Source organism: Amycolatopsis sp. Hca4 (assembly GCF_013364075.1).
In the GTDB taxonomy this organism is placed as follows: Bacteria; Actinomycetota; Actinomycetes; order Mycobacteriales; family Pseudonocardiaceae; genus Amycolatopsis.
The window spans coordinates 6,290,472-6,317,434 of sequence record NZ_CP054925.1 but is presented as its reverse complement, the minus strand read 5'-3'; the positions used below and the strand labels follow the sequence as shown (position 1 = coordinate 6,317,434).

28 protein-coding genes are annotated in these 26,963 nt (G+C 69.6%); 10 read left to right on the top strand and 18 right to left on the bottom strand.

Features of this window, described 5'->3' with window-relative positions:
- Positions 1-3 precede the first annotated feature (3 nt).
- The 4 genes from HUT10_RS50125 to HUT10_RS28140 all read right to left on the bottom strand — a co-directional run bounded on the left by HUT10_RS50125 (position 4) and on the right by HUT10_RS28140 (position 3,134).
- Complete coding sequence (locus tag HUT10_RS50125; protein WP_217709649.1) at positions 4-1,446, bottom strand: hypothetical protein; 1,443 nt, start codon at positions 1,444-1,446, stop codon at positions 4-6.
- A gap of 48 nt (positions 1,447-1,494) precedes the next feature.
- Entirely contained in the window at positions 1,495-1,785 is a 291-nt protein-coding gene (locus HUT10_RS28150; protein WP_176173954.1) for a WXG100 family type VII secretion target, read from the bottom strand.
- A gap of 67 nt (positions 1,786-1,852) precedes the next feature.
- Positions 1,853-2,404, bottom strand: coding sequence for an SCP2 sterol-binding domain-containing protein (locus tag HUT10_RS28145; RefSeq protein ID WP_176178048.1), 552 nt, complete (start codon positions 2,402-2,404; stop codon positions 1,853-1,855).
- A gap of 67 nt (positions 2,405-2,471) precedes the next feature.
- Positions 2,472-3,134 (bottom strand): SCP2 sterol-binding domain-containing protein, encoded by a 663-nt coding sequence (locus HUT10_RS28140; protein WP_176173953.1) that lies wholly within the window; start codon positions 3,132-3,134, stop codon positions 2,472-2,474.
- 127 nt (positions 3,135-3,261) lie between these two features.
- Between HUT10_RS28140 and HUT10_RS28135 the strand changes: the two genes are divergently transcribed.
- Positions 3,262-3,918, top strand: a complete 657-nt coding sequence (locus HUT10_RS28135) for a TetR/AcrR family transcriptional regulator (RefSeq protein WP_043787198.1) — start codon at positions 3,262-3,264, stop codon at positions 3,916-3,918.
- Here the strand turns inward: HUT10_RS28135 and HUT10_RS28130 are convergent.
- On the bottom strand, positions 3,910-4,740 hold the full coding sequence (locus tag HUT10_RS28130) for a MaoC family dehydratase (protein ID WP_176173952.1): 831 nt from the start codon (positions 4,738-4,740) through the stop codon (positions 3,910-3,912). The genes HUT10_RS28135 and HUT10_RS28130 overlap by 9 nt on opposite strands.
- A gap of 1 nt (position 4,741) precedes the next feature.
- Positions 4,742-6,076 carry a 3-oxoacyl-ACP reductase gene (locus HUT10_RS28125; RefSeq protein WP_176173951.1) on the bottom strand — a complete coding sequence of 445 codons (1,335 nt, stop codon included), beginning with the start codon at positions 6,074-6,076 and terminating at the stop codon, positions 4,742-4,744.
- A 92-nt stretch (positions 6,077-6,168) separates the two neighbouring features.
- Here HUT10_RS28125 and HUT10_RS28120 point away from each other — a divergent pair, with 92 nt between their 5' ends.
- Positions 6,169-7,512, top strand: a complete 1,344-nt coding sequence (locus HUT10_RS28120; protein ID WP_176173950.1) for an acetyl-CoA C-acetyltransferase — start codon at positions 6,169-6,171, stop codon at positions 7,510-7,512.
- A 48-nt stretch (positions 7,513-7,560) separates the two neighbouring features.
- Here HUT10_RS28120 and HUT10_RS28115 read toward each other — a convergent pair whose 3' ends face one another.
- The gene (locus HUT10_RS28115) at positions 7,561-8,106 is read right to left on the bottom strand and encodes a DoxX family membrane protein (RefSeq protein ID WP_176173949.1); all 546 of its coding nucleotides are present in this window, start codon (positions 8,104-8,106) and stop codon (positions 7,561-7,563) included.
- Positions 8,107-8,277: 171 nt separating this feature from the next.
- Here HUT10_RS28115 and HUT10_RS28110 point away from each other — a divergent pair, with 171 nt between their 5' ends.
- From HUT10_RS28110 to HUT10_RS28090, 5 genes are all read left to right on the top strand, one after another.
- Positions 8,278-9,015, top strand: a complete 738-nt coding sequence (locus tag HUT10_RS28110) for a MerR family transcriptional regulator (protein ID WP_176173948.1) — start codon at positions 8,278-8,280, stop codon at positions 9,013-9,015.
- Between the two features lie 152 nt (positions 9,016-9,167).
- The gene (locus tag HUT10_RS28105; protein WP_176173947.1) at positions 9,168-10,358 is read left to right on the top strand and encodes an ATP-binding protein; all 1,191 of its coding nucleotides are present in this window, start codon (positions 9,168-9,170) and stop codon (positions 10,356-10,358) included.
- Between the two features lie 248 nt (positions 10,359-10,606).
- Positions 10,607-10,768, top strand: coding sequence for a hypothetical protein (locus HUT10_RS28100; protein ID WP_003058002.1), 162 nt, complete (start codon positions 10,607-10,609; stop codon positions 10,766-10,768).
- A 223-nt stretch (positions 10,769-10,991) separates the two neighbouring features.
- A complete protein-coding gene (locus HUT10_RS28095) occupies positions 10,992-11,921 on the top strand; it encodes a bifunctional helix-turn-helix transcriptional regulator/GNAT family N-acetyltransferase (RefSeq protein WP_176173946.1) in 930 nt (309 codons plus the stop codon).
- A 30-nt stretch (positions 11,922-11,951) separates the two neighbouring features.
- Positions 11,952-12,554: a hypothetical protein gene (locus tag HUT10_RS28090; RefSeq protein ID WP_176173945.1), complete on the top strand. Its 603-nt coding sequence runs from the start codon at positions 11,952-11,954 to the stop codon at positions 12,552-12,554.
- On the opposite strand, the gene mctP is transcribed toward HUT10_RS28090, so the two are convergent.
- Together mctP and HUT10_RS28080 are read right to left on the bottom strand one after the other, a co-directional pair.
- On the bottom strand, positions 12,538-14,181 hold the full coding sequence (mctP, locus tag HUT10_RS28085) for a monocarboxylate uptake permease MctP (RefSeq protein ID WP_176173944.1): 1,644 nt from the start codon (positions 14,179-14,181) through the stop codon (positions 12,538-12,540). The genes HUT10_RS28090 and mctP overlap by 17 nt on opposite strands.
- Positions 14,178-14,456, bottom strand: a complete 279-nt coding sequence (locus HUT10_RS28080; protein WP_176173943.1) for a DUF3311 domain-containing protein — start codon at positions 14,454-14,456, stop codon at positions 14,178-14,180. The genes mctP and HUT10_RS28080 overlap by 4 nt, the downstream gene beginning before the upstream one ends.
- A gap of 187 nt (positions 14,457-14,643) precedes the next feature.
- Between HUT10_RS28080 and HUT10_RS28075 the strand changes: the two genes are divergently transcribed.
- The 3 genes from HUT10_RS28075 (at position 14,644) to HUT10_RS28065 (ending at position 17,476) form a co-directional block, all read left to right on the top strand.
- A complete protein-coding gene (locus tag HUT10_RS28075) occupies positions 14,644-16,263 on the top strand; it encodes an alpha/beta hydrolase (RefSeq protein WP_176173942.1) in 1,620 nt (539 codons plus the stop codon).
- Positions 16,264-16,377: 114 nt separating this feature from the next.
- Positions 16,378-16,650: a helix-turn-helix domain-containing protein gene (locus HUT10_RS28070; RefSeq protein WP_176173941.1), complete on the top strand. Its 273-nt coding sequence runs from the start codon at positions 16,378-16,380 to the stop codon at positions 16,648-16,650.
- 10 nt (positions 16,651-16,660) lie between these two features.
- A complete protein-coding gene (locus HUT10_RS28065; RefSeq protein ID WP_176173940.1) occupies positions 16,661-17,476 on the top strand; it encodes a GNAT family N-acetyltransferase in 816 nt (271 codons plus the stop codon).
- Here HUT10_RS28065 and HUT10_RS28060 read toward each other — a convergent pair.
- The 9 genes from HUT10_RS28060 to HUT10_RS28020 form a co-directional block, all read right to left on the bottom strand.
- A complete protein-coding gene (locus HUT10_RS28060; protein WP_176173939.1) occupies positions 17,473-18,051 on the bottom strand; it encodes an EndoU domain-containing protein in 579 nt (192 codons plus the stop codon). The genes HUT10_RS28065 and HUT10_RS28060 overlap by 4 nt on opposite strands.
- A 31-nt stretch (positions 18,052-18,082) precedes the next feature.
- On the bottom strand, positions 18,083-19,363 hold the full coding sequence (locus HUT10_RS28055; protein ID WP_176173938.1) for a DUF6297 family protein: 1,281 nt from the start codon (positions 19,361-19,363) through the stop codon (positions 18,083-18,085).
- Entirely contained in the window at positions 19,357-19,962 is a 606-nt protein-coding gene (locus tag HUT10_RS28050) for an ATP-binding cassette domain-containing protein (protein ID WP_176173937.1), read from the bottom strand. The genes HUT10_RS28055 and HUT10_RS28050 overlap by 7 nt, the downstream gene beginning before the upstream one ends.
- Complete coding sequence (locus tag HUT10_RS28045; protein WP_176173936.1) at positions 19,959-20,834, bottom strand: LLM class F420-dependent oxidoreductase; 876 nt, start codon at positions 20,832-20,834, stop codon at positions 19,959-19,961. The genes HUT10_RS28050 and HUT10_RS28045 overlap by 4 nt, the downstream gene beginning before the upstream one ends.
- A gap of 14 nt (positions 20,835-20,848) precedes the next feature.
- Positions 20,849-21,691: a TIGR03621 family F420-dependent LLM class oxidoreductase gene (locus tag HUT10_RS28040; RefSeq protein ID WP_176173935.1), complete on the bottom strand. Its 843-nt coding sequence runs from the start codon at positions 21,689-21,691 to the stop codon at positions 20,849-20,851.
- A 69-nt stretch (positions 21,692-21,760) separates the two neighbouring features.
- A complete protein-coding gene (locus tag HUT10_RS28035; RefSeq protein WP_176173934.1) occupies positions 21,761-23,584 on the bottom strand; it encodes a phosphoenolpyruvate carboxykinase (GTP) in 1,824 nt (607 codons plus the stop codon).
- A 349-nt stretch (positions 23,585-23,933) separates the two neighbouring features.
- Positions 23,934-24,626 (bottom strand): hypothetical protein, encoded by a 693-nt coding sequence (locus HUT10_RS28030; RefSeq protein ID WP_176173933.1) that lies wholly within the window; start codon positions 24,624-24,626, stop codon positions 23,934-23,936.
- A 101-nt stretch (positions 24,627-24,727) separates the two neighbouring features.
- The gene (locus tag HUT10_RS28025; RefSeq protein ID WP_176173932.1) at positions 24,728-26,566 is read right to left on the bottom strand and encodes a dynamin family protein; all 1,839 of its coding nucleotides are present in this window, start codon (positions 26,564-26,566) and stop codon (positions 24,728-24,730) included.
- Positions 26,563-26,949 (bottom strand): nucleotide exchange factor GrpE, encoded by a 387-nt coding sequence (locus HUT10_RS28020; RefSeq protein ID WP_176173931.1) that lies wholly within the window; start codon positions 26,947-26,949, stop codon positions 26,563-26,565. The genes HUT10_RS28025 and HUT10_RS28020 overlap by 4 nt, the downstream gene beginning before the upstream one ends.
- Positions 26,950-26,963 lie beyond the last annotated feature (14 nt).

The following is a 26,963-nucleotide window of genomic DNA, read 5'->3' as shown; positions in this document are numbered from 1 at the left end:
AAATCAGGGATAGAGGTGAAGTATATTGCCTTGTCTGTCGATCGCGATGGCTTCCTTGAGACCGCTGATCGGCCAATCGTGGAGCTGGGCGCGCATCGCTTCGAGGTCCACTGGACTGTCGGCCAGGTTGAGGACGATCCGATCCGTCTGCTCCTTCGCGACCTTCTTCGCCATTTCGTCCGCGATGTTGCGCGCCCGACCGGTCGATGGCGCGTAGTTGTCGAACACCTTGCCGTCGATGCGGTAGTCGGGATTCCGGCCGTTCGGCAGGGTCGAGGGGTTCTGCTCGACGTCGTAGCCTGCTCGCGCGAGGGTGGTGGCCGATTCGTTCTCGCGCTGGAGCGAGCGCGCGGTCTCCGGGTCCGCGCCCTTCGGGATGTTGGTCGGGTGGCCGCCAGGAGCCGCGTTGGGGTCCGGAACGCGGGAGGGTTCGGTGTGGCCGCTGATCTCGTCGCTGATCTTCCCGGCGTCGACCCCCTCCACCTCCGGGTTCGGCGTGCCGCTCATCGCGGCCTGCATAGCCGGAACCACACCTTGGGTGATCGCGACCGCCCCGCCCGCGGTGACGAGGACGGCTTCCGCGGTGGCAGCGACCTCGGCGATCGGAATCGCCAGAGTGGCGCCGGCTTCGACACCGAAGAAGTCGAGCGCTTCGATCACACCCACGATGAGCACGTCCAGGCCGCCGTCGGTGAGGACGCTGCCGATCACCAGGACCAAGCCGACGATGCTCAGGTCGTCGATGATCGACTTGATCTTCTCCTTGATCCGCTCCTGGGTGTCGTTGTTCCAGATCCGGAAGTCGACGAGGCTGTTCGCGACGTCGTCCAGCGTCTGGGGCAACCCGGTGAGGATGGAATGCTCACCGGCGGCGCGCACCCAGAACCGCTCCAGCTCGACGAGATCGTCCGAACTGTTGTTGCCGACCAGCCCTTGCAGCCGGGAGTGCAGGTCGCCGACGAGACCGCGAACGGCGGCGGCCGCGTCGCGGCACGCCTGGGCGGCGGCATCGATGCGGCCGGTGTCGGCTGTCGGGATGTACCGCTCCAGGAAATCCGGCATCCACCACGGTGAATCACCGGTCAGAGTCACGAAGTCCGTGTTGCCGGGCCACCCGTTCGGCGAAACCGGGGTCCAAGGGGCCGTTCCGTCGGGTTTGCCGGGCACGCTGTTCCGGTCGGCGGTCGCGTGGTTGAGGGCGGACACGTCGATGCCCCTGCCGATCGCGCCCACCAAGTCGAAAGCCGTGCGGAAGCCGTCGTTCAGGATGCAGTCGAGCGCTGCCGCCCAGCCGTCCTGGTACTTGTGGGCACCGTCGCTCGCGCCGGCCGCGCCGGCGGCTTGGTCGAGGTGGCCGAGCAAATCCTGCCGGATGCGGTCGAGGCTGCTTTGCGCGTCGACGAACTGCTGCGCGACGACGTGGAAGTCCGAGAGCTCGACTCGCACGGGACTGTTCGGCCCGCCGTCCGGACCGCGTTCCAACACCGTCACGGCTCAGACTCGCCAAATCCGGACATTCGCGTCCACCGCCGCAGCATGATTGTCGTGCGCGTTCACCACGACGGTGCGGATCCAGCGCAGCTGGTCTCGCAAATCACGAGCGGAAACGAACCACTCGGTGATTGCCTCGTGGAACGCGTCGTGACCGGCTCCCGTCCAGCAAGTCGCCAGGTCGGCGACGATTTCTCCCAGTTCGTCGAGACATCGGTCCGTGTCGTCGATGTGAGAACCGAGATCGTCCACCAACGTACGCAAAACGGAAAAATCGACCGTCAACTGCACCATGCACCCCTCCGTAAGCATTCGCCTACAGCCCGGATGCGAGGGTAACCGAGATTCCGGTGGACGGCGACTAGTCCACGGACGGCTTGGGGATGTCGAAGTAGCTGGAGAACCGCACCGCCGGGGCGTACTCGCCCTTCACCTTCACCCGTCCCGTCACGAACATCGCTGCCACCGCCGCGTTGCCCGTGGCCATTCTGATGAAGTCGTCCACCGACAGCGTGATCGTGGTGTCCGGCGTCCTCGACAGGTCCGTCGACGAGACGCACATCCCGTCCTCGATCACCGTCTGGAAACGGTCATAGCCGTCCTCGCCTGATCCCTCGGAAAAGCGCCAGGAAACCACGAAATCGACGTGGCGGGCGCGCGATGGGGAAAAGTGTTCTGACATTCTACGGAAGATCTCGTCCAAGAACACCGAGCGCAGTTCCGGATGGGAAGCGATCGCCTTCAGTTGCTCTCTGGACGCGCGGCGGACGACGTCCACCAGGACGTCCGTCGACAGGGAGCTCAGCTCGATGCCGGCGCCCGCGGAACCCAGCATGTGCAGGGTTTCCAGGACCTGGACGAACTGCGCCGGCGTCAGGCGGCTGATCACCAGCTTCTCCGCGAACGCGTTCACCACGTGACCGCCGCGGATGCGGTGGGGGCGTGGGATACGCCATTTCGCGTTACGGGGCACGGGCGGACTATACGGGCTTCGGCAGGTCGAAGAAACCGATCAAGCCCGCCGCGAATGCCAGGTCGCCTTTGACTTTGATTCTTCCCGTGACGAACAACACCGCCGGGGTGGCCTGGTGGGTGATGAGCCGGAAGAAGTCGGCGGGTGCGATGGTGATCGTGACTCGCGGAGATGCGTGCATCTCGCGGCTCACCGTGCACGAGCCATGGGATATCGCCGTCTCGTAGCGGTCGTAGCCGCCTTCGCCTGCTCCTCCGGACAGGCGCCAGTGGACCACCGCCTGGAGGTCGCGGGCCCGGTCGGGGCGGATGTGCGCGCCCATGCGGACGAAGATCTCGTCCAGCACGCGCTCGCGCAGCGCGCGGTCCGCGACGACGCTCTCCAGCTGCGCGCGCGACGCCGAGGCCACCAGGGACGCGAACCGGCCCGGCTCGACCTTGCTCAGGTCGAACGCCGGCGCCCGGGACGCCAGCGCGAGCAGGGCCTTCAGGAACCGGCGGAAGTCGTCCTTGCGGAGTTCGGCGGGGTCGAGCGCCTCCACCAGCGCGTTGACGTCGAGGGCGTGGGCCTCCGGACCCAGCGGGTCGAGCCGCTCCAGGGCGTCGAGCAGTGCCGTGCCGCGGAGGTCCGCGATGCGATCGGCGCTGGTCATCCCGGCGTTTTCGGCCATGGTCACCCCTCTCCCAGTTACTCATGCGTAAGGCTACCCGCCAGTAGGTAGGCGGGCAAGCGTGCCGAAATCACTCTGACGGGTCGCCTCCGGGTACCGTCTCCGGGCAGCAACAAGGAGGTCGAGCGTGTCAGAGGAAGATCAGCGTCCGCCCGAACGGGCCAGGCGGCTGCCGCGTGCGGTGCGCGAGCGGCAGATCCTGGACGCGGCCGTCCAGGTCTTCTCGCGCCACGGCTACCACGCCGCGTCCATGGACGAGATCTCCGACGTCGCCGGCGTCTCGAAGCCGATGATCTACACCTACCTCGGCTCCAAAGAGGACCTCTTCGGCGCGTGCATCCGCCGCGAGGCGACGCGGCTGCTCGAGGCCATCCAGGCCGGCGTGCAGCCCGACCTCCCGCCGGATATGCAGCTCTGGCACGGCCTGCGGTCGTTCTACCGCTTCGTCGCCGAGTACCGCGAGTCGTGGACGGTCCTGCACCGCCAGGCCCTCACCGTCGGCGGGGCCTTCGCCGCGGAGATCACCGACATGCGGGCGCGCGCGATCCAGCTCGTTGCCGCGCTGGTGGTGTCCGCCGGCACCCGCAAGGGCGTCGGCGAGCAGGCCGAGTTCTCCGGCGAAGGCCTGGCCGCGTCCCTGGTCGGCGGGGCCGAATCGCTGGCCGACTGGGCCCTCGACCACCCGGACATCTCCGACGGCGTGCTCGCCTCGTGGCTGATGAACCTCGTCTGGCTCGGCTTCAACGACCTCATCGAAGGCGCGGTCTGGAAGCCGTCAGAGTGAGCTGATCGTGCCCTCCAGGTGCGGCTTCGACTTGCTCCACAGCTCGAACGCCCAGCCGTCGTCCACCGCCCACGACGTGAAGCCCGCCTTGGCCGGCAGCAGCACCGGCTGCTTGAAGCGGACGTCCACGGTGAACGCCTCCGGCAGCCGGCCTTCGAACGCGGCCAGCGCGTGGGCCTTCGTCCACATGCCGTGGGCGATCGCGCGGGGGAAGCCGAACAGGCGGGCCGTCAGCGGGTGCAGGTGGATCGGGTTGCGGTCGCCCGAGACCTCCGCGTAGCGCCGCCCGATGTCGCCCGGGATGCGCCAGAGCGCGTCCGGGGTCGGCGGGGCCAGCTGCTCCCGCCGAGCCGAACCCGAGCCTCCGCCGCGCCGCAGGTACGTGCTGACGTCGGTCCAGACGAGGTCGTCACCGACCCAGGCCTCGCTGACGACGTCGAACTGACGGCCCTTCTCGTGCGGGCGCAGGTTCTCCGCCCGCACGCGCACGGTCAGCGGCTCGCTCACCCGCAGCGCGCGGTGCTGGGTGATCCGGTTGGCCACGTGCACCATGCCGAGCAGCGGGAACGGGAACCCCGGCTCGGTCATCAGCGCCATCTGCAGCGGGAACGCCAGCATGTGCGGGTACGTCGCCGGCAGCTCGTCGCTCAGCCGGAAGCCGCACACCGTGTTGTACGCCGCCAGGTGCGCCGGGTCGACGACGACGCCCGTGCGGACCAGCTCGGTGTCCGGCAGCGATGAGCCCGTTTTGCGGAAGCCGAGCAGCGCCTTCGGGTACAGCGTGGTCAGGCTCGGCGTGCTGTCGAGTTCGCGGATCGCCACGTCACGCCCCCAGCAGGGCCTGGCCGCAGACGCGGACCACGTTGCCGTTCACCGCGGCCGACGCCGGGTTCGCGTACCAGGCGATCGTCTCGGCGACGTCGACCGGCAGGCCGCCCTGGCCGAGGCTGGACAGCCGCCGCCCGGCTTCGCGGATGAACAGCGGGACCGCGGCCGTCATCTTGGTTTCGATGAACCCGGGCGCGACGGCGTTGATCGTGCCGCCGTACGCCGCGAGCTGCGGCGCGCCGACGTTGACCATGCCGATGACGCCCGCCTTCGACGTCGCGTAGTTCGTCTGGCCGACGTTGCCGGCGATGCCCGCGATCGACGAGACGCCGACGATCCGGCCGTTCTCGTTCAGCACGTGATCGGCGAGCAGCTTGTCGTTCACCGCGAGCTGCGAAGCGAGGTTGACGGCGATCACCGAGTCCCACGCGCTCTCGCTCATGTTCCCCAGCGTCTTGTCGCGGGTGATGCCCGCGTTGTGCACGACGATGTCGACGCCGCCGTGCCGCTCCTTCAGGTACTCCGCGAGCTTCGCGGGCGCGCTCGGCGAAGTGATGTCGAGCTGCAGCGACGAGCCGCCGACCTTGTTGGCCACCTTCGACAGGTCGCCGCCCTGGGCGGGGATGTCGAGCGCGACGACGTGCGCGCCGTCGCGGGCCAGCACCTCGGCGATCGCCGCGCCGATGCCGCGGGAAGCGCCGGTGACCAGCGCGACCTTGCCGTCCAGGGGCTTTTCCCAGCTGGCCGGCGCCGAAGCCGTCTTGCCTTCGGTGCCGATCCGGATCACCTGCGCGTCGACGAACGCCGACTTCGCCGAAAGCAGGAAGCGCAGCGTCGACTCCGTCGCCTCTTCGGCACCTTCGGCGACGTACACGAGCTGCGCGGTCGCGCCGCGCTTCAGCTCCTTGCCCACCGAGCGGATGAAGCCTTCGAGGGCACGCTGCGCGATCCGCTCGCGGCCTTCGACCTGCTCCGGCGGCGTGCCGAGGACGACGACCCGGCCGGACGGGCCGACGCTGCGGATCACCGGGTGGAAGAAGTCGTATACCTCGCGCAGACGCGCGGGGTCGGTGACGCCGGTGGCGTCGAAGATCAGCGCCGCGTGCCTGTCGGCGGCCGTGGTGACGACCTCGATGCCGGCGTCGGCCAGCTGGTCGCGAAGGGTCTTCTCGAGCCGTCCGCCGGGCGCCGCGCCCAGGAGTGCGGGACCCTCGAGAGCGGGTTGCCCGGGCTGGTAGCGGCGCAACGTGGCGGGGTTGGGCAGGCCGAGCTTCGGCACCACGAACTTCCCCAGCGGGGTTTTCGTGAACTGCTGGTACCTGTCAGCCATCGGTTGCCTCCCGTGCAGTCTGCGTCACGTCGCAGTCTAACCTACTCGCTAGTAGGTTACAGTGTGAGGGACACGACCAGAGAGGTGAAGTCATGCCACCGAAGAAGACGCCCGCCGTGCGCAAGGTCGCGATCATCGGGGGCAACCGGATCCCGTTCGCGCGGTCCAACGGCCCGTACGCGAAGGCCTCCAACCAGGACATGTTCACCGCCGCCCTCGACGGCCTGGTCAGCCGGTTCTCCCTGCAGGGCGAGGTGATCGGCGAGGTCGCGGCCGGCGCCGTGCTCAAGCACTCGAAGGACTTCAACCTGGCCCGCGAGAGCGTCCTGGGCAGCAAGCTTTCGCCCGCGACGCCCGCGTCCGACGTCCAGATGGCGTGCGGCACCGGCCTGCAGGCGATCGTCAACGTCGCCAACAAGATCGCGCTCGGCCAGATCGACTCGGCCATCGCGGGCGGCGTCGACACCACCAGCGACGCGCCGCTGGCCGTCAACGAGGACCTCCGCCAGATCCTCATCCAGCTCAACGCCGCGAAGACGCTCGGCGACCGCCTCAAGCTCGTCGCGAAGATCCGCCCCGGGCACATCGTCCCGGCGATCCCGCGCAACGAGGAGCCGCGCACCGGCCTGTCGATGGGCGAGCACGCCGCGCTGACCGCGAAGGTCTGGGAGATCACCCGCGAGGCGCAGGACGAGCTGGCCGCGAGCAGCCACCAGAAGCTCGCCGCCGCCTACGACCGCGGGTTCTTCGACGACCTCGTGACGCCGTTCCTCAAGCTCGCGCGCGACCAGAACCTGCGGCCGGACTCGACGGCGGAGAAGCTCGCCAAGCTCAAGCCGGCCTTCGGCGGCCCGGACGGCACCATGACGGCGGGCAACTCGACGCCGCTGACCGACGGCGCGTCGACGGTCCTGCTCGCCACCGACGAGTGGGCCAAGGCGCACAAGCTGCCGGTGCTGGCCTACCTGACGTTCTCGCAGACCGCGGCCGTCGACTACGTCCACGGCGACAAAGGTCGACCAGCGGCGCACAGCGCCTCCGTTGAGGGTGGTGGCGGGGGCATGGATGGACTGCTGATGGCACCCGCCTACGCCGTGCCGCGGATGCTCGCCCGCGCCGGGCTTTCGCTGCAGGACTTCGATTTCTACGAGATCCACGAGGCGTTCGCGTCGCAGGTACTGGCCACGCTCAAGGCGTGGGAAGACCCGGCGTTCGCCAAGGAGAAGCTGGAGCTGGACGAGCCGCTCGGCGCGATCGACCGGGCGAAGCTCAACGTCAACGGCTCGTCGCTGGCGGCCGGGCACCCGTTCGCCGCGACCGGCGGCCGGATCGTCGCGACGCTGGCGAAGCTGCTGCACGAGAAGGGGTCCGGCCGCGGCCTGATCTCGATCTGCGCGGCCGGCGGCCAGGGCGTCACCGCGATCCTGGAAAAGTAACCCACGCGAAAAGGGCCGCCCCTCACCCGGGGCGGCCCTTTTCGCGTGCTAGTTGGGGAGCGCCTTCTGGGCCCGCTTCGCGAGCTTGTTCGCGCGCTTCTCGGCCTTGCGGCTCAGCTTCCCGGCCGCGGCGCCGACGTCCTTCGCGGCGTGCTTCGCGCGCCAGGCCGCCGACGGCTTCCCGTGCGTGTCGGCCACCGCGAGCAGCAGGCCACCGGCCAGGCTCGCGTTCTTGAAGAACTGGATCTGCTGCTGCTGGCGCTCGCCCGGGTCCTTGATGGCCCAGAAGCTGTGCGTCGACAGCGTCGTGGGCACCAGGCTGCCGAGCAGCAGCCCGGCGGCGAGCCGCGGCGCCTTGCCTGCTGCGAGCGCGAGCCCGGCGCCGACCTTCACCGCGGCGTCGATCCGGACGAGCGTCACCGGGTCCCGCGGGATCTGCTCGGGGAGTTTGTCGCCGAACTTGTCGATCGCGCTGTTGAGGAACGGTTCCGCCGCCTTGGCGTGGCCCTCGGCCTGCCTCAGCGCATTGATCCCGCCCGTCACGAAGATCGTGGCGAGCAGGGGACGTGCCACTCGACGGAGTATCACGGTCATAGCCTTCCTCGTACGGGCCGGTGCCTGGTCGAACCTACTCCGTGGGTGCCCGCTCGGCCCGGGCTCGAATCCTCATCGCGCTTTCTGGCTCTTTATCGTCCTGGCACTAGAGAGCGCTATAAAGAGTTAGCGGTTGACCTTGACGCTGCGTCAACTTCTATCGTCGTCGGCATGGAGTGGTCGATCCAGGACATCGCCCGCTCGGCCGGGACGACGAGCCGGACGCTGCGCCACTACGACGCGGTCGGCCTGCTCGAGCCCAGCCGGATCGGCGGCAACGGCTACCGCTACTACGACGAGCAGGCGCTCGTCCGGCTGCAACGGATCCTGCTGCTGCGCGAGCTCGGGCTCGGGCTGCCGGCGATCGCCGAGGTGCTCGACGGGCAGCGCGACAGCGCCGCGGCCCTGGAAACCCACCTGGAGCTGCTCGAAGCCGAGCGGCGGCGGATCGGACGGCAGATCGAGTCGGTCCGCACGACCCTCCGGAAACTGAAGGGAGGTGAACGACTGATGGCAGAAGAAGTGTTCGACGGGTTCGACCACACGAGGTACGAGAAGGAGGTCACCGAACGCTGGGGCGCTGACGCGTACCAGCAGGGTGACCAGTGGTGGAGTTCGTTGTCGGCAGCGGAGAAGGAAGCCCACCAGCAGGAGCAGCGGGACATCGCGGCGGCGTTCGACGCGGCGCGCGCTTCGGGCCTCGCCGTGGATTCGGACGAGGTCCAGGCGATCACGCGGCGGCTGCACGAGTGGCTGCGGCCTGCGGTTTCGTCAGTGTCGGCGGGGTACTTCGCGGGCCTCGGGCAGCTGTATGCGGACGACCCGCGCTACGGGTTCGAAGGCGGCGGAGCGGAATTCGTCCGGGACGCGATGAAGATCTACGCGGAACGGAACCTGAGCGACCGGTGACGCGTCGTATGAGCGCACTGGGGGTAGGGACGAGCAGGGCTGCAGACCTGTTCGTCTCTATGTACGGCCATCCGGTCGAACCTGGGCGACACGCGCTAGCCGTCTATGGCGGAATATCGGGCTCACGCTAGAAACGCCGATAGCTTGGCAGAGTGGACCCCATCCGCAACCCCTTCGCGCCGGGCGCCGGTCAGCGGCCGCCTGAGCTGGCCGGGCGGGAGCGTGAGCTCAAAGCCTTCGAAGTGGTTCTGGAACGCGTTGCGCGGGGGAGACCCGAACGCAGTCTCGTGCTCACCGGGCTGCGGGGTGTCGGCAAGACCGTGCTGCTCGGGGAGCTGCGGGCGATGGCGCTCCGGCACAAGTGGGGGGCCGGGAAGATCGAAGCCCGGCCGGACGCCGAGCTGCGGCGGCCCCTGTCGGCCGCCCTGCACCGGGCCATCCGGGACCTCGCCGTGCGGCACCGGGCGCCGGATCGGGTCGAAGAGGTGCTCGGGGTGCTCAAGGCCTTCGCCCTGCGGGCCAACAAGCCCGACGCCAAGCTGCGCGACCGGTGGCAGCCGGGCATCGACGTGCCCGCCGCGCAGGGACGGGCCGACTCCGGGGACATCGAAATCGACCTCGTCGAGCTGTTCACCGACGTCGCCGAGCTGGCCGCGGACGTCGGCACCGGCGTTGCGCTGCTCATCGACGAGATCCAGGACCTGCAGCCCGACGACGTCTCGGCGTTGTGCGCGGCCTGCCACGAGCTGTCGCAGTCCGGGGCGCCGCTCGTGGTCGTCGGGGCCGGGCTGCCGCACGTGCCCGCGGTGCTCTCGGCGTCGAAGTCCTACTCCGAGCGGCTCTTCCGGTACGCGCGCATCGACCGGCTCAGCCGCGAGGACGCCGACTTCGCCGTGATGGCGCCGATCGAACGCGAGGACGCGGGCATCGAACCGGAAGCGCTCGACGCGCTCTTCGACGCGTCCGGCGGCTACCCCTACTTCATCCAGGCCTACGGCAAGGCGGCCTGGGACGCGGCACCGTCCGACCCGATCACCGTCAAGGACGTGCAGGTCGCGGCGCCCGAGGCGGAGTCAGAGCTGGCCGTCGGCTTCTTCGGCTCGCGCTACGAGCGCGCGACGCCGGCCGAGCGGGAGTACCTGCAGGCGATGGCCTCGCTGACCCAGGGCCGCGACGAGCCCGCCGGCACCGCCGACGTCGCCGTGTTCCTCGGACGGAAGCCGTCGTCGCTGTCGCCGGCGCGCGACAGCCTGATGAAGAAGGGCCTCGTCTACTCCGCCGAGCGCGGGCAGATCGCCTTCACCGTCCCGCACTTCGGCCACTACCTGCTCGGACGCGACTGACCTTGGCTTTTCCGCCTGTCTCGCGGTCTATGAGCCTGACTAAGGCTCTCTTGGCTTTTTACTAGAGGCTCTTAGAGAGCCGTAGCGGGTTGCCTGGCCGTGACCGCCGCCACCCCGAATCTCTCCGGCCGATACCCAAGTTTTCCGATGATTCATCGGCAAGTGCGCCAAGTCACCGGATATTCATTGGCATCCTTGTGAAAAAAGGCGCATACTAGACCTACAAGCCACCAAGACCCTCGAAGGGGATGCAGAAACCGATGAACAACATCGCCGCCAAGCTCCGTGCCCGTCGCGCCGAGGCTCGCACTCGCCGGGCGCTGAACCGGGCGATCGACACCGCCGCCACCGCGACGGTCCGTCAGGAACTCATCGCGATCGCGCAGGCTCGCTCGGGCTACATGCGCTGATCTCTCACCCCGTGGCGGTCGCCCATTCGAGTGACCTAGGCCACATCGTGCTCATGGTGTAACGCTGCCCGAAGGGGCGTCGATACCCAGTACGACCCCGTGATGCTGGCGGACCCCCGACCTGGCAGCATCACGGGGTTTCCCATTTCTCCGGTAAATCCCTTGCCGCGCCGCTGGTCTGCAGTAATCTTTGACTTCGTCAACGAACTTGTTGAGGTGGTCAATGAACGACACTCCGCCGGCCGACCGGGTCGCCGCAGTCCGCGCCTTCAACCGGCTCTACACCTCGGTCATCGGGGTGCTCGACGAAGGCCCGGCGGACGCCGAGTACTCGCTGCCGGAAGCCCGCGTGCTCTTCGAGCTCGCCCACCAGGACCCGTTTCCGGTGACGGACCTGCGGAAACGCCTCGACCTCGACGCCGGTTACGCCAGCAGGCTGCTCGCGCGCCTCGAGTCGCGCGGGCTGATCGTGCGCGAACGGTCCGAGGAGGACGCCCGCCGCCAGCTCGTCCGGCCGACCGACGCGGGCCGGGACGCCTTCGCCGTGTTGAACCGCCGCTCCACCGAGCAGATCGGCGGCCTCCTGAGCCGCTTCGCCGACGAAGACCAGCAACGCCTGCTGATGGCGATGCGCACGATCAGCGACTTGGTGGGTGACCACCGCCGCGACCCGGCCCTCGTCCTCCGCCCGCCACGACCGGGCGACCTCGGTTGGGTGGTGGAACGCCACGGTGCGTTGTACGCCCGCGAGTACGGCCTGAACGCCCGGTTCGAGGCGCTCGTCGCCCGGCTCGCCGCGGAATTCCTCGACAACAGCGACAACCCGCGGCAGGCGTTCTGGATCGCCGAGCTCGACGGCGAACGCGTCGGCAGCATCGGCTGCGGTCGCGGGCCGGACGCGGACACCGCGAAGCTCCGGCTTCTGCTGCTCGAACCGGCGGCGCGCGGCCACGGCGTCGGCAAGCGGCTGGTGGCCGAGTGCGTTTCCTTCGCGAAGGCCCACGGCTACCGGGCGATGGAGCTGTCGACGGTCTCCATCCTCGACGCCGCCCGCTCGATCTACCGCGCGGCCGGGTTCGAGCTCGTCACCGAGAAGGACTTCGACGACTGGGGGCGTGCGCTCACCGACGAAACCTGGCGCCTGGAGTTCTAGCGGCGGAGCCGGCCGTGGTTGGGTGGGCGCGTGACGGACTACGTCGACGGGTACTGCGAACGCGTTGCGCCCGGGCTCTGGGGAGAGCCGCTCAACAGCCTCAGCAACCTCGCCTTCCTCGTTGCCACCGTGCTCGTGTGGCGGCTGGCCGCGGGGGACCGGACCGGCCGGCTGCTCGCCGGGCTGATCGGGCTCGTTTTCGTGGCGAGCACCGTCTTCCACCTGCTCGCGACGCGGTGGGCGGCCGTCGCGGACTCGGGCGCCATCCTCGTCTTCGCGCTGGTGTACGCCGTGGTGTTCGTCCGGGAGTACTGGAGCCGGCGGTGGGCGTGGGTCGCCGCGCCGGCGTTCCTCGTGCTGACCGCGGCCACCGCGTTGCTGGGCGGAGGCCTTTACCTCTCCGCGCTGATCGGTCTCGGCGTCTTCACCGCGGTGCTCGCTTTCCGGCGCGACGCGTACTGGACGCACTTCGCCGTGGCGGGTGCGATCTTCGCGCTCTCACTGAGCCTGCGCACGCTCGACCGGGACGTGTGTGACTACGTCCCGGTCGGCACGCACTTCCTCTGGCACCTGCTCAACGGCCTGGTGCTCTACCTGGTTTCGCGGCCGATCGTCCTCAGTGGACGCCGATAGGCCGCAGGTTCTTGTCGTGCTCGTCGGTGTGGTAGTCCTCCGGCTCGGTGTCGTCCGTGCCGTTGAACACCTTCATCCGGCGGGCGATCACCGTGACGATCGCCGCCACCACGAGGTTGCCGATCAACGCCACGAAACCGACGTAGATCTGGACCGCCGAGCCCGCGAACGGGTGCCAGCCGAAGATCGACAGGTTGCCCAGCGAGAGCGCCGAACCGCCGAAGTGCTGCTTTCCGTTGGCCGGGTTGGGGATGCCGTACAGCATGATCAGGCCCCAGCCGATGCCGACGACCCAGCCCGCGATCAGGCCCCAGCGGTGGAACCAGCGCGTGTACAGCGCCAGCGCCACGGCCGGCAGTGTCTGCAGGATCAGCACGCCGCCGATGAGCTGGAGGTCGATCGAGAACTGCGGGTCGATCAGGATGATCACGGCAACCGCGCCGAGCTTCACGACCAGCGAAGCGAGCTTCGCCTGCTTCGCCTCTTCCTGCGGTGTCGCGTTCTTGCGGATGTACTCCTTGTAGATGTTGCGGGTCCACAGGTTCGCCGCGGCGATCGACATGATCGCGGCCGGCACCAGCGCGCCGATGCCGATCGCGGCGAACGCGATACCGGCGAACCACGACGCGAACTGGTTGTCGAACAGCACCGGGACGATCGTGTTGCCGTCCGCCTTGCCGGTGGCCGCGTTCGTCAGCGGCTTGACGCCCGCCGTGATCGCCACGTAGCCGAGCAGCGCCAGCAGGCCGAGCACCAGCGAGTACGCCGGCAGCGCGACCATGTTCCGCTTGATCACGCTGCGGCCGCGCGAGGCCAGCACGCTGGTCAGCGAGTGCGGGTACAGGAACAGCGCGAGCGCCGAGCCCAGCGCCAGCGTCGCGTACTGCAGCTGGTTGTTGGCGTTGAGCAGGATGCCGTCGGTCTTCGCCGGCGTCTTGTCGAACTTCGCCACCGCGGTGTCGAAGATGTGCGACCAGCCGCCGAGCTTCGAGGGCAGGTAGATGATCGCCACCAGGATCACCAGGTAGATCAGGATGTCCTTGACGAACGCGATCAGCGCGGGCGCCCGCAGGCCGGACTGGTAGGTGTAGAAGGCCAGGATGATGAAGGCGACCAGCAGCGGCAGGTGCCCGACGATGCCGGAGCCGTTGATGCCCATCGTCCGCAGCACGGCTTCGAGGCCGACCAGCTGCAGCGCGATGTACGGCATGGTCGCGACGATGCCGGTGATCGCCACCAGCAGCGCGAGGATCGGCGAGCCGAAGCGCCCGCGCACGAAGTCGGCCGGGGTGACGTAACCGCGCACCCGCGAGACCGACCACATCCGCAACGCCGGGAGCAGCACGATCGGGTAGACGACGATCGTGTACGGCAGCGCGTAGAGGCCGAGCGCGCCGGCGCTGAACACCAGCGCGGGCACCGCGACGAACGTGTACGCCGTGTAGAGGTCACCGCCGAGCAGGAACCAGGTGATCCACGAGCCGAACTTGCGGCCGCCGAGGCCCCATTCGTCGAGGTGGTCGAGCGTGCTGCCGCGCTGCCAGCGGGAGGCCATGAAGCCGAGGACCGTCACCAGCGCGAACAGGAGCGTGAAGATGATCAGCTCGGGCCACTGCAGGTTGCTCATCGAGCGTCCCCCTCGTCCAGTTCGTCGACGCTCAGCTTGTCCGGGCCGTCGGAGGTGGGCTTGTCCCGCGTCATCAGGTAGACGATCCAGGTGCTCAGCACCCCGATCCCGACGAAGAGGAACTGGAACCAGTAGAAGAACGGCATCCCGAACAACCGCGGTCCGTCCAGGTTGAACAGTGGCGTGACCAGGACAAGCAGGGGGACGATCAGGAGCAGGTTCCACGGGCTGAACTGAAACCCGCGCACCTTTCCGTCGTGCTTTGCAGTCGACATCGACCTCACCTAACACTCCCGTAACCGACTGCCTGACCTTAGAACCTCAGTGACAGCCCGTCACGTCTGTCCGATATCGATTTGATCGCCCCGGTCGGCGATGCCGACCAACGTCGGTTGCCCCGCCCCGGTGGGCCCGATATCAATAGCCGACTCCGCACGCGCAAAACCCAAAAGGGGCAACCGTATGACACGACTCCGCTACGCGGTGGTGATCCCGGCCATCGCCGGCACCCTGCTGGCCGGGTTCACGCCTGCGTTCGCAGGTCAGGAGGTCGCGGCCGGTAAGCAGCCGCTGAACTCCACGAACATCCCGGCGCAGTACGCGAACCAGAAGCTGGACTGGCACAAGTGCGCCGTCCCCTCCGAGCTGCCGACGGCCCCGCCCGCAGGCGCCGAGGACATGGAGTGCGCGACCTACAAGACGCCGCGCAACTGGTACCAGGCGAACGCGCAGATCGACCTGACCATCGCGGTCAGCCGGCTCAAGGCGAAGTCGGACGCCACCGCCAGCGTCGTCACCAACCCCGGTGGCCCGGGCGCGCCCGGCCGCAACTTCCCGGCCCGCCTGCGCAACCAGACGAAGCTGCGCGAGCACCAGGAGATCGTCGGCTTCGACCCGCGCGGCACCGGCAAGAGCACCAACATCACCTGCGGCGGCGCCATCGGCACCGGTGCGGACCTCGACCCGCGTGACCGCGACCGCGGCAACCTGAACCTGATCCTGCAGGCGACGAAGTACGCGGCGCTGTCCTGCCAGCAGAAGTCCGGCGAGCTGGGCCCGCTGATCAACACCGACCAGACGGTCAAGGACATCGACCTGCTGCGCGTGCTGCTCGGCCGGGACAAGATCAACTGGGTCGGCTACTCGGCGGGCACCTGGATGGGCGCGCACTACGCGCAGGCCTTCCCGACGCACACCGGCCGGTTCGTCCTCGACTCGGCGACCGAGTTCACCACGACCTGGCAGAAGTCGTTCGACTGGCAGCCGCTCGGCTTCGAGCGCCGCTGGCGGCAGGACTTCCTCCCGTGGATCGCGAAGTACGACAGCCTCTACCACTTCGGCACCACCGGCGAGGCGGCCCGCCAGACCTACGAGCAGGTCCGCTACGCCCTGACCCAGGGCGCGGTCACCCTCCCCGACGGCTCGACCGTCTCGGCCAACGGGCTCGACTCGTTCATCGCGTCGCAGATCTACTCGAAGCGCGCCTTCCCCGGCCTGGCCGACTACCTGGTCAGCGTCCGCACGCTGACCCAGGGCACCGCCTCGGCGGCGGCCAAGTCCTCGGCCGCGCAGAAGGCCAAGGCGGCCGACAAGAGCACCGTCACCTACGGCGCCCAGCCGCTGATGGTGCCGGCCGACGGCGACGCCTACGACGCCAGCTTCTGGACCATCCCGTGCAACGAGGGTCCGTGGACCGGCTCGCCGAACAGCGCCATCAAGGACTCGCAGAAGCTGATCGACAAGCAGCTGCCGCTCCTGGGTGCCGGCTGGTTCATCCAGCCGTGCCTGTTCTGGAAGAAGCCGCCGTCCCCGCTCCCGGTGCTGGACGGCAAGGGTGTCCCGCCGGTGCTGATCGTCGAGTCGGAGCACGACCCGGCGACGCCGATCGAAGGCGCGAAGCGGGCGCACAAGGCGTTCGCGGGTTCGCGGATGCTGACGATCACCGGTGAAGGTGACCACGGCATCTACGCCGGCGGCAACGCGGGTGTGGACAAGGTCGTGGAGGCCTACCTGGTCGACGGCGTGGTGCCGAACGACCAGAGCCTGCCCGGCATGCCACTTCCGGTGCCCGCGGGCGCCTGACACCACCAGGTGTTGTGGAAGCCCCGCCGAACTCCGGTTCGGCGGGGCTTTTCCACACCTGTGCACAGAGTTGTCCACAGGCAGTGGACAACTAGTGGTATTAGAATCCCGTTCATGGTTCGAGTGCCACTGACGGATGAAGAGCGCGAGCGGGGCGAACGCCTCGGCCAGGCGCTGCGAGCGGCGCGGGCCGGCCGGAGCATGGTCGACGTCGCCACCGAGGCCGGGATCTCCGTCGAGACGCTCCGGAAGATCGAGACCGGCCGCATCCCGACACCGGCGTTCTTCACGGTCGCGGCCATCGCCGACGCCGTCGGCCTGCCGCTGGAGGAGCTGCGCGCGGCCGTCGCGCCCGCGGCGTCGCCACCGCTGTCCCAGGCGAGCTGACCGCCCGGACATGCGCTGGCACCTCACCGGCGACATCGACGGCTTCCTCGCCGAGGCCGGAGACTTCCTGCACTCGCGGCCGGCCCTGCACACCTCGCAGCTGACCCGGCTCGAGAAGCTGCGGACGAACCCGGAGGACGGCACCCTCTTCGGCCGGCTGGAACAGGACGGCAAGGTCCACGCGATCTGCTACCTCCGTCCGGCGCAACGCCTGATCCTGACCTCGGTCGCCCCCGAACCGGCGGACGCGCTCGCCGCGGAACTGGCCGGCCGGCCGTTGTCCGGAGTGACCGCGGAGGACGACACCGCCACCGCGTTCGCCGAAGCGTGGCAGCGGCGCACCGATGCGGAGCCGGTGCTCGGGGTGCGGGTCCGGCTCCACCGGCTCGGCACGCTCACCCCGCCCGACCCGATGCCCGAAGGCCGCGCTTCGACCGCGCCGGACCACGCGGAGGTCGTGCGCTGGTGCGGCGAGTTCGCCGCCGCGGTCGGGCAGCCGCCCGTGGCCGACGAGCGGTCATGGGCCGCCTCGAACTTCGCCGGCAAGCAGTTCACGTTCTGGGAGACCGGCGGTCCGGTCGCCATGGCGGGCTCGACCCCGCTGCTGGCCGGCATGGTCCGGATCGACCCCGTCTACACCCCGGCCCGGTTCCGCGGCCGGGGCTACGCGGGCGCGGTGACGGTCGCGGCGAGCCAGGCCGCACTCGCCGACGGCGCGACGGACGTGGTCATCTACACCGATCCCGCCAACGTCACGAGCAACGCCCTGTACCGGCGCCTCGGCTACGTCCCGATCGCCGCGTTCCGCGGGTACGACTTCCGCTAGATCGGCCGCAGCTGCTTGAGGATGTGCTCGCGGTCGTTGAGGAACGCGCAGCCCGGCACGGGCAGGTCGTAGCTGTTCAGCAGCTTCTCGAAGTCGGAGAACTCGTCGGCGGAGAAGCCGAAGCCGACCCGGTACGCGTGTGCGGCCAGCACGTCGGCCAGTTCCTCCCACTCGCCGGCCCACAGCAGCGTCCGGTAGTGCGTGTAGTCCTCGGGGGAGAGCCGGTTGCCGATCATGGTCAGGACGCTGTCGGCGAAGAAGCTGATCCGGTTGCCCTTGAGGTCGGCGACCGTCGGGTTCGCCGGGTCGCGGGCGGTGTCGGGGTTGCGGACCACGCCGGGCCCCGCCACCGGGTAGGCAGTGTGCACGTGCCCGTTGTCCTCGACCAGCACGATCACGTGCACGTTGAAGCGCTCGCCGGCGCAGCGCCAGCGGCCGTTGCGCTGCTGCCGCCGGGCCTCGCTGGGGTCGTTGGCGACGTCCTTGACCACGGAGATGATCTGCTCGTCGGTCCAGCCGGCCGGGAACTCGCTGGTCGCCCTGCGCCCGACGCCCGGTGCGTGCCCGCCGCCCACTCGCTGCTCCCTTCGTCGCAACGAGCGTAGGTCAAACGGCGGCGGCGAGCAGCACGATGCCGACGACCTGGAGGTCGAGCCCGCGGAAGAGCTGACGGGCCAGGTTGGCGGGCATCGGGCCCATCGGGGTGTCGACGAACCCGGGATTCGCGTAGTCAACGGCGGTGCGGGTGACCGTGCGCAGGATCGACAGCACCGACAGCGGCACGGCCAGCCACGCACCGGCGGCGAACGACGTCCCACCCGCGAGGGTGACCACGAAGAGCGCTGTCCACCAGACGAGACCCACGCCGGCGAGCACCAGGCCGTGGGCCAGTACCAGGTCGCGGTCGCTCGAACCCAGCCACCGCCGCCGGCCCGGATTGCGCCACAGCTCGCCCAGCCCGCCGCCGAACGGCGTCAGTGCGACGTACGCGCCGATGCCGACCAGGACCGCGCCCGGCACCGTCGGCACCGCGATGTGCGCGACGACGACCGCGAGACCGACCAGCAGCGCGGCACCCGCGTACCGCGCCCGGCCGAGCGTGCCCGCCAAGGCCAGCCGCAGCGGGGTCGGGCGGCGCAGCGAAAACCCGCCGACCGGCGCGGACGGCGGCAGCAGCATCATCGGATCGAGGAAGGTGACGGCGACCGAGCGCAGCACCCGGCCGTCCCACCCGGCCAGCAGCGCCGCCCGGCCCGCGTGCGACACCGGCTCGCCGCCGAAGGCCAGCGGCAGGGCCGCGCCGAGCACCCCCGCCGCGACGAACTGGACGGCCGCCGGGCCCAAGCCGAGCGCAGCGATCGCCAGGCCGAGGACGGCGAGCACCAGCGGGCCGAGCGCGTCGACGCGCACCGGCGTCCGCCTCGCCGACGCGAAGGCCGCCACCCCGGTCGCGACGACGATCGCGACCGCCGCACGCCACTGGTCCAGCTCGGCGCCGCCGACCGCGAGCAGCAGCGCGGCCAGGTAGCCGGTCACCGCGACCACGCCGGTCCACGCGCCGAGCAGCCGCAGCGTGACGACCCGGCCGCGGTCGACCGGGGCGAAGTCGAGCCAGGTCAGCTGCGCCGGTTCGACCCAGGCGAAACCGCGGCGCAGCAGGCCGCGCCAGCCGACCGCGCAGCAGAGCGTCAACAGCCCGAGCACGGCCGGGAAGTCCACAGTGGACGACCCGTAGAGAGCCGGCCGCCAGCCGTCGACGTGGAAGAACGCGGTGAACAGGAACCCGAAGCCGAACAGGAAGACGAAGGTGGCGGTGTCGCCGCTGAAGACCCCGCCGAACCGCTTGCGGCCCGGGATCCGCATCCTGCGCGGAGCCGCGGTCACCACAGTTCGAGCACGCTGTCCGCGGCCTCCAGCAGCGGCGGGTGGTGGGTGGCCACCACGACCGCCGCGCCGGCCGCCGTCGACCGGCCGATCACCTCGACCAGCCACTCCTTGCCCGCGGTGTCCAGCGCGCGTTCCGGCTCGTCCAGCAGCAGCACCCGGTGCGGCCGGGCCGTGACGCCGAGCAGCAGGAGGCGCCGGCGCTGGCCAGCGGAGAAGTGCCCGGACGTCACGCGCATGCGTTCGCCGAGTCCCGCGTCCCGCAGCAGCTCCTCGTGGTCACCGAGGTCGGCGCCGAACGAGCCGGACAGCAGCTCCAGGTGCTGCAACGGCGTCAGCTCGGCGAAGAAGTCGGAATCGTCGAAGAGCACCGAGACCTTGCGCCGGAACTCGACGTCCCGCTCGTCCGGCACCTTGCCGTCGATGAGCACCCGGCCCCGCTGCGGCTTCTGCATGCCGTAGAAGCACCGCATCAACGTCGACTTGCCGACCCCGTTGGGCCCGACGATCGCCGCGCATTCGCCGGGGTCGACCGAGAAGTCGAGGTCGTCGAACAGCCACAGCTCGCCGGCCCGGACGCCGAGTGTCTTCGCGTCGATCATTTGAGGTGTTCGAGAACCGGGGCGAACTGGTCCATGTTGTGCTCCAGGACGGTGTAGTAGGTCAGGCCGAACCGCTCGCGGTGCGCGTGGAGCTGCTCGGCAACGGCGGCGGGCGAGCCGACCAGCGCGGTCGGGACCTCGGCGAGCTGGTCGGCGCTCAGCAGGCCCTGGGTCAGTTCGGCCAGTTTCTCGAGCGCACCCGCGCGGTCGTCGGTGACGTTCACGAAGTGGCAGAGCAGGTTGAACTCGGCCGTGCGGTCGCCGAGCTTCGCGCGGACGAACTCGACCCGCTCCTCGATCTCCTCGGCGCTCGCCGGGGCCAGCGCGGCGCCGTCCGGTGTCTTCGTCGTCCCGGTGAAGCCGATGATGTCGGCGTGCTCGGCGGCCAGCGTCAGTATCCGGTCGCCGCGGCCGGCGAGCAGCAGCGGCGGTCCTCCGGGACGCACGGGCGCGGGCTTGTGCTCCGGGTCGGCGTAGCGCCGCTCGAGCTCGATGATCGTCCGTTCGAGGTGGTCGACGCGTTCGCGCGCGGACGGGAACGGCATCCCCGCGGCCTCGAACTCCTCCTTGACGTACCCGGCGCCGAGGCCGAGCTCCAGCCGGCCGTCGGTGAACTGGTCGGTGCCGGTGACGTCGCGGGCCAGCAGCACGGGGTTGTAGAAGGGCGTGTTGAGCACGAAGGTGGTCAGCTTGACGCGCGAGGTGACCTCGCCGGCCAGCACGAGCGCCGGGAACGGCGGCGCCATCCCCAGGTGGTCGGCCGCGCACAGGACGTCGAAGCCCAGTTCCTCGGCCTTGCGGCACTTCTCGACCCAGGCGGCGCGGCTGTCCGGCACGATCATGTTGACACCGAAACGAAAATCCCCAGTCATGACGACCAAGGTACTCAGCGAAGCCGGGCGATCACCGGGGCCAGCCGCTCGAGATCGTCTTCGAGCACGGTGAAGTAGCTGACGCCGAGGGTTTCGCGGGTGCGCAGCAGCTGCTCGGCCGCGGATTCCGCGGAGCCGACGAGGACCGTCGCCAGCTCGCCGAGCTCCTCGACGCCCAGGTGCGGCACCAGCTGGTGGGCTTCCTCCAGCGCCGCCCGCCGGTCGTCGGTGATCCGGACGAAGTGGACCATCAGGTTCAGTTCGACGTCCCGGCCGTCGAGCACCCGCTCGACGAAGGCGGCGCGCTCGGCCAGCGCGCCGGCACCGGCCAAGGCCAGCCGTCCCTCGGCCGCACCCGGCGCCGTGCCGGTGAGGGCGATGGTGTCGGCGTGCGCGGCGGCGAAGGTCAGCATCCGGTCGCCCCGGCCGCCGAGCAGCAGGGGCGGCCTCGGCCGGCCGTCGAAGGTCCGCTCGATCTCGGTGACGACGTCGACGAGCCGTCGGAACCGGTCGCCGGGCGTGCCCCAGCCGACCCCGGCGGCTTCGAACTCCTCGCGGACGTACCCGGCGCCGATGCCGAGCTCCACCCGGCCGCCGGTGAACTCGTCGAGCGCGGTGACGTCCCTGGCCAGCAGCACCGGGTTGCAGAAGCTCGCGTTGAGCACGTAGGTGTTCAGCCGGATCCGCTCGGTGGCCTCGGCGGCGAGCAGCAGCGCCGGCACCGGCGCGACCCGGCCGAGGTGGTCGACCACGCCGACGACGTCGTAGCCGAGGTCCTCGGCCCGGCGGCACTTCGCCATCCACTCGGCCCGCGAGCCGGGCACGTACAAGGCCACGCCGAACCGGAACGGTCTCATGGCCGCGAAACTACCCGGAAAGGGAGAAGGGGACGTCCCTCGGGACGTCCCCTTCTCGCCTCAGTGCGTTCAGCCGAGTCGCTGGGCCAGCGCGTCGAGCTCGTCACGCAGCGACGTCGGGACCTTGTCGCCGATCTTCGCGAACCACTCCTCGATCAGCGGCAGCTCCTCGCGCCACTCCTCGGGCTTGACGTCCAGGGCGGCCTGGATGTCCTCGATCGGCTCGGTCAGGCCCTCGGTGTCGAGGTCCTCGGCGCGCGGCACGAAGCCGACCGGCGTCTCGACGGCGTTGCCCTTGCCCTCGACGCGCTCGATGACCCACTTCAGGATCCGCGAGTTCTCGCCGAAGCCCGGCCACAGGAAGCGGCCGTCGTCGCCGCGGCGGAACCAGTTGACGTAGAAGATCTTCGGCAGCTTGTTCGCGTCGGCGTTCTTGCCGAGGGTCAGCCAGTGCTTGAAGTAGTCACCGGCGTGGTAGCCGAGGAACGGCAGCATCGCCATCGGGTCGCGGCGCACGTTGCCGACCGCGCCGGCCGCGGCCGCCGTGGTCTCCGACGACATCGTGGCGCCCATGAACACGCCGTGCTGCCAGTCGCGGGCCTCGTTCACCAGCGGCACGGTGGTCTTGCGGCGGCCGCCGAACAGGATGGCCGAGATCGGCACGCCCTTCGGGTCGTCCCACTCCGGCGCGAGGATCGGGCACTGCGACATCGGCGTGCAGTAGCGCGAGTTCGGGTGGGCGGCCTTCTCGCCCGACTCCGGCGTCCAGTCCTCGCCCTTCCACGAGGTGGCGTGCTCGGGCTTGTTCTCCATGCCCTCCCACCAGATGTCGCCGTCGTCGGTCAGGGCGACGTTCGTGAAGACCGTGTTGCCCTTCTCGATCGTGCGCATGGCGTTCGGGTTGGTGTGCCAGTCGGTGCCCGGCGCGACGCCGAAGAAGCCGAACTCCGGGTTCACCGCGTACAGGCGGCCGTCTTCGCCGAAGCGCATCCAGGCGATGTCGTCGCCCAGGGTCTCCGCGCGCCAGCCCGGGATGGTCGGCTGCAGCATGGCGAGGTTGGTCTTGCCGCAGGCGCTCGGGAACGCCGCCGCGACGTAGTGGACCTTGTCCTCGGGCGAGATCAGCTTGAGGATCAGCATGTGCTCGGCGAGCCAGCCCTCGTCACGGGCCATCACCGACGCGATCCGCAGCGAGTAGCACTTCTTGCCAAGCAAGGAGTTGCCGCCGTAACCCGAGCCGTAGCTCCAGATCGCGCGCTCCTCGGGGAAGTGCGAAATGTACTTCGTTTCGTTGCAGGGCCAGGAAACGTCCTGCTCGCCCGGTTCGAGCGGCTTGCCGACCGAGTGCAGCGCGGGCACGAATTCGCGCTCGCTGCCATCCGGCGCGATGAACTTGTCGAGCGCCGCCTTGCCGGCGCGGGTCATCACGCGCATCGACGCGACAACGTAGGCGAAATCGGTGATTTCGATACCCAGCTTGGGATTCTCGTCGCCGAGCGGGCCCATGCAGAACGGGATGACGTACATCGTGCGGCCGCGCATCGAGCCGCGGAACAGCTCGGTCATCGTGGCCTTCATCTCGGCCGGGTCCATCCAGTTGTTGGTCGGACCGGCGTCCTCGGGACGCTCCGAACAGATGAAGGTCCGGTCTTCCACGCGGGCGACGTCGTCGGGGTCGGAAGTGGCCCAGAAGGAGTTCGGCTTCGACTTGAGCTGCACGAACGTGCCCGCGTCGACCAGCTCCTGGTTGATCCGGGCGGCTTCTTCGTCAGACCCGTCGACCCACACCACCCGGTCCGGGGTGGTCAGCTCGGCGACCTCCCGGACGAAGGACAGCACGCCAGTGTGCGTCGTCGGCGCGGTGTCCAGTCCGGGGATGGCGACTGCGGTCATCTCTACTCCTGACTTCCGACGACAAATGCGCCCGCACCGGAACGACGTTGTCCCGGTGCGGGCGTCATTGCCGGCGACCGAATGGCTTCGCACACCGGCTGGCGAACCGGTGTGGATGTTTTGGGATTCCCCGAGAGTAGCCGCATGACCGGCAAGTAACCGAGAGCTGACGTGTAGGTTCTCTCACAAGAACGATAAGGGAATCGATTCAGATGTCACTTGATCGGTGCATTCGGTGAAAATCTTCCGGTGGCGCGCGACACAGCTGTGACCTGCTCGTTTTCATTGAAGACATGAAGAAAGCCCGGGGCCGCGGCCCCGGGCTTTCAAACTATGACGTGGGTCACTTTCAGTTCGGCGAAATCCACTGCCCCGTGCCGGAGTCGATGCGCGCGACGCCTTCCAGCGTCTGCGTGCCGGCCTCGCCCCAGGCCGCGTCCGCGGCGGGGTCGCCGTCGTTCACCAGTCCACTGGAGACTTCGGTCCACTGGCCGGGGCCGGAGTGCTCGAACGTCGTGGTCGTGCCGTCGGACTCGGTCTGCACCGCGATGTCCGCTTCGCCGTCGCCGTCCTTGTCGGTGAAGGCGATGGTGCCGCCGCTCTTCGTCTCGACGATGGCGGTGTCGTTGTGGCCGTCGTGGTCGGTGTCGATGGTCGCGACCCCCGCGTCCACCTCGCCGTCCGGCAGGTCGGCGTGGATGTGGCCGCCGGAGCTGTCGTCCCGGCCGGTGCCGGAGTCGTCGTGGCCGCCGGAGCCGCCGTCCTGGACCCACTGGCCGCTGGCCTCGTCGTAGACCGCCTGCTCGACGACCTTCCCGTTCTCGTCCAGCACGGCGTAGTGGTCGGCCTCGCCGTCGTGGTTCGTGTCGATGAAGGCCTGGGCCGAGCCGTCGTCGTGTTCGATGATCGCGGTGTCGTTCACCCCGTCTTCGTTCACGTCGTAGTTGACCTCGGCCTGGTACTCCTGGCCGTCGACGTGGACGGTCATCGCGTCCGGGCTGCTCGCGTCGGTGTCGCTGCCGCCACTCTCGTCGACCCACATGGGACTTCCCCCTTCGAACCGGGTAACACGCTCCGACCTGCTGTCTGAGGGTATGACTCACCGTAGGCCCGTTCGGTTCCGCTCCACAACCGGACGGGTGCTCAGGCGGTTTTGTCCCGCAGCGCCCGGATCCGCGTCAGGAAGGCTTCGGCGCGCTCGCGGCCGTCGCTGACCTCTTTCAGCCGCTTCGACACGACGGCGATCTTCTTGGCCCGCTCCTGCGCGCCCATCTTGATCGTCTTGTCGACTTCCTTCAGCTCGGCCTCGATCGCGTCGATGCGCCGGCCCAGCGCCTCGTCCAGCGCCATCGACAGCTGCTGCTCGGCCTCGATGAGCTGCTCGGCGACGAGCTGGTCGAGCGTCGAGCGGGCATCCGCGATCGCCTCGACCAGCCACTGCTTCATGTGCTGCTTGTCGGCCGCGTGCTTGCGCGTGCGGGCCATCCACCAGCCCGCGCCGAGGCCGATGATGATCGTCGCGGGCAGCACGACCGGGTTCAGGATCGCGACGCCGGCCAGCGGCAGCGCGGCGACCTTGCCGGCCCCGACACCACCGGAGATGCCCATGAAGACGAGCAGCTTGTCCTCGGCCGTCGGCGGCTTCTTGTCCGGCGGCCGCAGCACCACCGGCGGCCCGCCCGCCCTGGCGAACTGCGCGCGGATGACGTCGAGCTCTTCCGGCGAGAACAGCTCCGCCAGCGAAACGTTGGTGACCTGGTTCAGCCGCTGCGAAAGCAGCATCGAGACGCGCTGCGACGTCGTCTGCAGCGCGATGTCGACCTGCTGCGGCAACGCGGCCAGCTCGTCGCGCTTGGCCGCGTCGATCAGCTGGCGGAAGTGGGTCTGCGCGTCCCGCATCTGCCGGCTGCTCTCGTGCCCGACCTCGACGCGGGTGCGCTGCACCTCGCCGCGCAGCTTCAGCTGCCAGCCGCGGGTCGAGCTCCGGCGTTCGGCCTGCAGCTGGTCACGGCGTTCGCGCAGCTGCTCGGCCTCGGCCTCGCCCGCCGACAGCGCGCGGCTCTCGGCCTGCAGCTTCGCCTTGAGCTCGCCCAGCGCACTGGACAGCGCGCGCAGCGTGTTGGCCTCACCGAGCATCGCCGACCGGCCGACGAGCAGTTCCTGCAGCGCCGTCTGGATCGCCGCGACGCCGGACTTCTCCCGCAGCATCGCGGCCATCTGCTCGTTGGGTGCCTTGGCCGCGGTCTCGAACATCCGCGCCGACACCGGGTGGAACACGGCGTCGGCGAAGCGGGGCGCGTGCTCGCGCAGCAGCTGCTTGTCGGCCTCCATGACCTCGCGCCAGCCGCGGAACATGTCCACCTTGGTCAGCGCGAACACGACTGTCTCGACCCGCTCGCCGACGTCACGCAGGAACTGCAGCTCGGTCGAGGTGAACGGCGCCGAGGCGTCGACGACGAACAGCAGCGCGGTGGCACCCGCGGCGGCTTCCTTGGCGAGCTCACCGTGCATCGAGTCGAGGCCGCCGACGCCCGGGGTGTCCACCAGCGACAGGCGTTCGAGCAGCGGCACCGGCCCGGTGACCTCGACGTACCGCGGCGGGAGCTGCCCGGGCGGCAGCTCGTGCGCGGCGGACACCCAGTGGATCAGCTGGCCGAGGTCGATCGGCACCGGGGCGAGCTGGCCGGGGTAGCAGGCCTGCGCGCCCCAGGTGTCCGCGTGGTCGAACACCAGGTAGGTCGCGGTGGCCACGTCGGCGTCCACCGGGGACAGCCCCGGCATCGCGAGCAGGGCGTTGACCAGCGAACTCTTCCCGCGGTTCGTCTCGCCGACGACCACGACGGCCGGCTTCTTCGGCCGGGTCTTCCGGATGTTCTCAACCCACTTCGCGGCGGCGGGATCGGCCTCGCGGACGACGGTCAGCAGCTGGTCTCGGGTCGCGGCGACCTGCGCGGGCAGGCTCGGCGCGGTCGGTGCGCTCACGGGCTCTTCTTCGCGTAGACGGTGACGATCGGGGCGCGCAGCAGGCGGTCGTGGTCGGCGAAGCCGGCGACCTCGGTTTCCGCGACGATGCCGTCGAGCGCCGGGTCCTCGGTCGGCACCGCGCCGCCGGCTTCGTGGCGGGCCGGGTCGAACCGCTCGCCGTCGGGCCGCAGGGCATGGACGCCGATCGCGGCGAGCCCCTCTTCCAGGCGTTCGACGACGCCACCGCTGCGGGCGCGGTCCAGTGCGTACAGGCACATCCGGATCAGCGCCTGGCGATCCGCGAGTGCGCGCTCGAGATCACTTACCTGCTGCAAGGGGTGCACATCGGTGTCCGACGCGGCGGCGCCGCTGCCGGTTCCCTCCTTGCGGAACCACGCCATGACTCCAGTGTGGC

Excerpts from the sequence above, each read along its gene's own strand:
- HUT10_RS28150 (WP_176173954.1), bottom strand. The coding sequence starts at position 1,785 with ATGGTGCAGTTGACGGTCGATTTTTCCGTTTTGCGTACGTTGGTGGAC.
- HUT10_RS28140 (WP_176173953.1), bottom strand. The coding sequence starts at position 3,134 with ATGGCCGAAAACGCCGGGATGACCAGCGCCGATCGCATCGCGGACCTC.
- HUT10_RS28125 (WP_176173951.1), bottom strand. The coding sequence starts at position 6,076 with ATGGCTGACAGGTACCAGCAGTTCACGAAAACCCCGCTGGGGAAGTTC.
- HUT10_RS28120 (WP_176173950.1), top strand. The coding sequence starts at position 6,169 with ATGCCACCGAAGAAGACGCCCGCCGTGCGCAAGGTCGCGATCATCGGG.
- HUT10_RS28115 (WP_176173949.1), bottom strand. The coding sequence starts at position 8,106 with ATGACCGTGATACTCCGTCGAGTGGCACGTCCCCTGCTCGCCACGATC.
- HUT10_RS28110 (WP_176173948.1), top strand. The coding sequence starts at position 8,278 with ATGGAGTGGTCGATCCAGGACATCGCCCGCTCGGCCGGGACGACGAGC.
- HUT10_RS28100 (WP_003058002.1), top strand. The coding sequence starts at position 10,607 with ATGCAGAAACCGATGAACAACATCGCCGCCAAGCTCCGTGCCCGTCGC.
- HUT10_RS28095 (WP_176173946.1), top strand. The coding sequence starts at position 10,992 with ATGAACGACACTCCGCCGGCCGACCGGGTCGCCGCAGTCCGCGCCTTC.
- mctP (WP_176173944.1), bottom strand. The coding sequence starts at position 14,181 with ATGAGCAACCTGCAGTGGCCCGAGCTGATCATCTTCACGCTCCTGTTC.
- HUT10_RS28080 (WP_176173943.1), bottom strand. The coding sequence starts at position 14,456 with ATGTCGACTGCAAAGCACGACGGAAAGGTGCGCGGGTTTCAGTTCAGC.
- HUT10_RS28075 (WP_176173942.1), top strand. The coding sequence starts at position 14,644 with ATGACACGACTCCGCTACGCGGTGGTGATCCCGGCCATCGCCGGCACC.
- HUT10_RS28070 (WP_176173941.1), top strand. The coding sequence starts at position 16,378 with ATGGTTCGAGTGCCACTGACGGATGAAGAGCGCGAGCGGGGCGAACGC.
- HUT10_RS28065 (WP_176173940.1), top strand. The coding sequence starts at position 16,661 with ATGCGCTGGCACCTCACCGGCGACATCGACGGCTTCCTCGCCGAGGCC.
- HUT10_RS28050 (WP_176173937.1), bottom strand. The coding sequence starts at position 19,962 with ATGATCGACGCGAAGACACTCGGCGTCCGGGCCGGCGAGCTGTGGCTG.
- HUT10_RS28045 (WP_176173936.1), bottom strand. The coding sequence starts at position 20,834 with ATGACTGGGGATTTTCGTTTCGGTGTCAACATGATCGTGCCGGACAGC.
- HUT10_RS28040 (WP_176173935.1), bottom strand. The coding sequence starts at position 21,691 with ATGAGACCGTTCCGGTTCGGCGTGGCCTTGTACGTGCCCGGCTCGCGG.
- HUT10_RS28035 (WP_176173934.1), bottom strand. The coding sequence starts at position 23,584 with ATGACCGCAGTCGCCATCCCCGGACTGGACACCGCGCCGACGACGCAC.
- HUT10_RS28030 (WP_176173933.1), bottom strand. The coding sequence starts at position 24,626 with ATGTGGGTCGACGAGAGTGGCGGCAGCGACACCGACGCGAGCAGCCCG.
- HUT10_RS28020 (WP_176173931.1), bottom strand. The coding sequence starts at position 26,949 with ATGGCGTGGTTCCGCAAGGAGGGAACCGGCAGCGGCGCCGCCGCGTCG.